Below are 2,838 nucleotides of genomic sequence, written 5' to 3' on the forward strand. Positions count from 1 at the left end.
CGATCCCGCCAGCGCGGCCGCGACCCGCGCCACCGCCGGACCATTGATCTGTCCAATCAGTTTGATCCGCTCGACCGGCGGCGCGGCGCCGAGAAGCATCAGCGTCGCCAGCGCGCGTCGGCATCGCATCGTGCTATCCCGCCTGCAGCGCCTTGGCGGCCATCATGGCCTGTTCGGCGCCGGTGTTGGGCACGACCTCGCCGGCGCGGTCGGTGATCGCCGGCCAGTTGGCGGCGATGCCCTCGGGGGAGAGGTCGTCGCCGGCGAGCAGCTTGCCGGGGGTGAGCGTGACATAGCAGGTGGCGGTGACGCCGGCGCCGCTGGCGACGATCTGGTTGGTGGGCGCGTCCTCGCTGACGAGGAACAGCGCGGCCGGAACCACCTTGGCAGGGTCGAACAGCTTGAAGGCCTCGGCGGGAAACAGGTCTTCGGTCATCCGCGTCCCGGCGGTCGGCGCCAGCGTGTTGACGCGGATGTTGTTCCTGGCGCCTTCGAGGTACAGCGTCTTGGTCAGGCCGGCGAGGCCCATCTTGGCGGCGCCGTAGTTCGCCTGGCCGAAATTGCCGAACAGACCGGTCGACGACGCGGTCATCAGCACGCGGCCGTAATTCTGCTCGCGGAACGTCTCCCAGCAAGCCTTGGTCGCGAACGCGCTCCCGAGCAGGTGGACACGCACGACGAACTCGAAATCGGCGGGGTCCATCTTGGCGAAGCTCTTGTCGCGCAGCACGCCCGCGTTGTTGACGAGGATGTGGACGCCGCCCCAGCGCTCCTTGGCGCGGGCGACGAGCTCCTGCATTTGGGCATAGTCGGCGACGCTGCCGCCGTCCGCCATCGCCTCGCCGCCGGCGGCCTCGATCTCCGCCACCACCGCCTGCGCCGCGTCCGACGCGCCGCCCGTGCCCGAACGGTCGCCGCCCAGATCGTTGACCACGACCCTCGCGCCGCGCCGCGCGAGTTCCAGCGCATATTGGCGACCCAGGCCGCCGCCGGCGCCGGTGACGATGGCGACGCGGCCGTCGAAGCGGATGGTCATGGGAAAAGGCGCTCCTCGCGGATGAGAAGCGCCCCCTCTACCGCCGTGGGTGCCGGGCGCAACCGCCCGGCGCCTGCGTCACTTCTTGTGGCGCGCCATCTTCTTGTGGCCACCCTTGTGCGCGTCAGAGGCCTGGAGACAGTCGTCATACTGGCCCGCCTTGCAGACCGGGTATTTGGCCAGCGGCGCCGGGGCCGGATAGGCCTGATCGGGCGACTGCGTCGGCTGGAAGGTCACGGTCGCGCCGGCGGGCGGCGGGCCGCTGCTGGGGGACGGCGCGGGCTGATAGCCGCCGGCAGGATCGGCGCCGGTGGGCGCGGCCGGGGTAGTCTGGCTGGCCGGCGCGGAGGTCGTATCCGATGGCGAGGTGGGCGCAGCGTCTTGTGCGCCGGTGCCGCTGTTATAAGTCTGCGTCGGCGTACCCTGCCCGCCATTGCTGTTGGGCGAACTGGTGCCGGAGGAGCCGGAGGTCTGGGCCAGCGCCGGGGCGGCGATCAAGGCGGCGGCGGCCAACAGGGTGAGCTTCATGGCGGCATTCTCCTTCATGGTTAGGAAATGTGTGTGCTGCCCGGCCCAACGTCCGCATCGCGCCTTTGTTTCGCTCCCGATCGGATCACTCGCTGGTGTCGAGCGCATAGCCGGCGGAGCGCACGGTGCGGATGATGTCGGCGCGCTCGCCGGTGTTGATCGCCTTGCGCAGCCGGCGGATGTGGACGTCCACCGTGCGCGCCTCGATGTCGCTGTCATGGCCCCAGACCGCGTCGAGCAGCCGCTCGCGCGAGAAGACGTGCGCCGGGTGTTCGAGGAAGTGCTTGAGCAGCCGATATTCGGTGGGGCCGAGCGGGACGGTCTCGCCGCCCCGACGCACCTTGTGGCCGACCGTGTCCATCTCGATGTCGGCATAGCTGAGCGTCTCGCCGGCGAGCGCTGGGCGGACGCGGCGCAGCACGGCGCCGACACGCGCGACCAGCTCGCGCGGGGAGAAGGGCTTGGTGACGTAATCGTCCGCGCCCGTCTCCAGCCCGCGCACGCGATCCTCCTCCTCGCCGCGCGCGGTGAGCATGATGATCGGCACGTTGGCGGTGTCGGCGCTGCGGCGCAGGCGGCGGCAGACCTCCAGCCCGGACAGGCCCTCCACCATCCAGTCCAGTAGCACGATGTCCGGCGTCTTCTCGCGCGCGAGCAGCAGCGCCTCCTCGCCATCGGCGGTGCGCGCGACGTCGAAATCCTCGCGCGTGAAATGCCAGGTCAGCAGCTCGGACAGCGCGGCGTCGTCCTCGACGAGCAGCATGCGGGCGCGGGGCATCAGAGGCTCCTCTTTAAACGGTCGCGGTCGGGCATGCGGGTGCCGGTCGCGGCGAAATAGACCATCTCGGCGACGTTGGTGGCGTGGTCGCCGATCCGTTCCAGGTTCTTGGCGACGAACAGCAGGTGCGCGACCTGACTGATCGTCTTGGGGTTCTCGACCATATAGGTGACGAGCGTGCGGAAGATGCTGTCATAGAAATCGTCCAGCGCCGGGTCGCTCTCCGCGACGCGCACGGCGGCGGCGGCGTCGCGCGCCGCAAAGGCGTCGAGCGCGTCGCGGACCATCGCCGACGCCATCCGCGCCATCGCGGGCAGCGTCGATACGGGCTCGATCCGCGTCTCGCTCTCGATCAGCGGCACGCGCTTGGCGATGTTCTTGGCATAATCGCCGATCCGCTCGACCACGGCGGCGATCTTGAGCGCGGCGACCACCTCGCGCAGGTCGTTGGCCATCGGCGCGCGCAGCGCGATGACGCGCACGGCGAGCCGCTCCA

The 2,838-nt window shown here is 70.2% G+C and carries 4 protein-coding genes; all 4 read right to left on the minus strand.

What is annotated here, in order from left to right:
- Positions 1–133 precede the first annotated feature (133 nt).
- On the minus strand, positions 134–1,036 hold the full coding sequence (locus HUU95_RS13085) for an SDR family NAD(P)-dependent oxidoreductase (RefSeq protein WP_174280503.1): 903 nt from the start codon (positions 1,034–1,036) through the stop codon (positions 134–136).
- 78 nt (positions 1,037–1,114) lie between these two features.
- Positions 1,115–1,564 carry a hypothetical protein gene (locus HUU95_RS13090; RefSeq protein ID WP_174280504.1) on the minus strand — a complete coding sequence of 150 codons (450 nt, stop codon included), beginning with the start codon at positions 1,562–1,564 and terminating at the stop codon, positions 1,115–1,117.
- Positions 1,565–1,649: 85 nt separating this feature from the next.
- On the minus strand, positions 1,650–2,342 hold the full coding sequence (gene phoB, locus HUU95_RS13095; protein WP_174280505.1) for a phosphate regulon transcriptional regulator PhoB: 693 nt from the start codon (positions 2,340–2,342) through the stop codon (positions 1,650–1,652).
- The coding region (gene phoU, locus HUU95_RS13100) for a phosphate signaling complex protein PhoU (protein WP_174280506.1) at positions 2,342–2,838 on the minus strand (497 nt) is incomplete at its 5' end. The genes phoU and phoB, both read right to left, overlap by 1 nt.

Source organism: Sphingomonas bacterium, from assembly GCF_903643065.1.
Lineage (GTDB): Bacteria > Pseudomonadota > Alphaproteobacteria > Sphingomonadales > Sphingomonadaceae > Sphingomonas.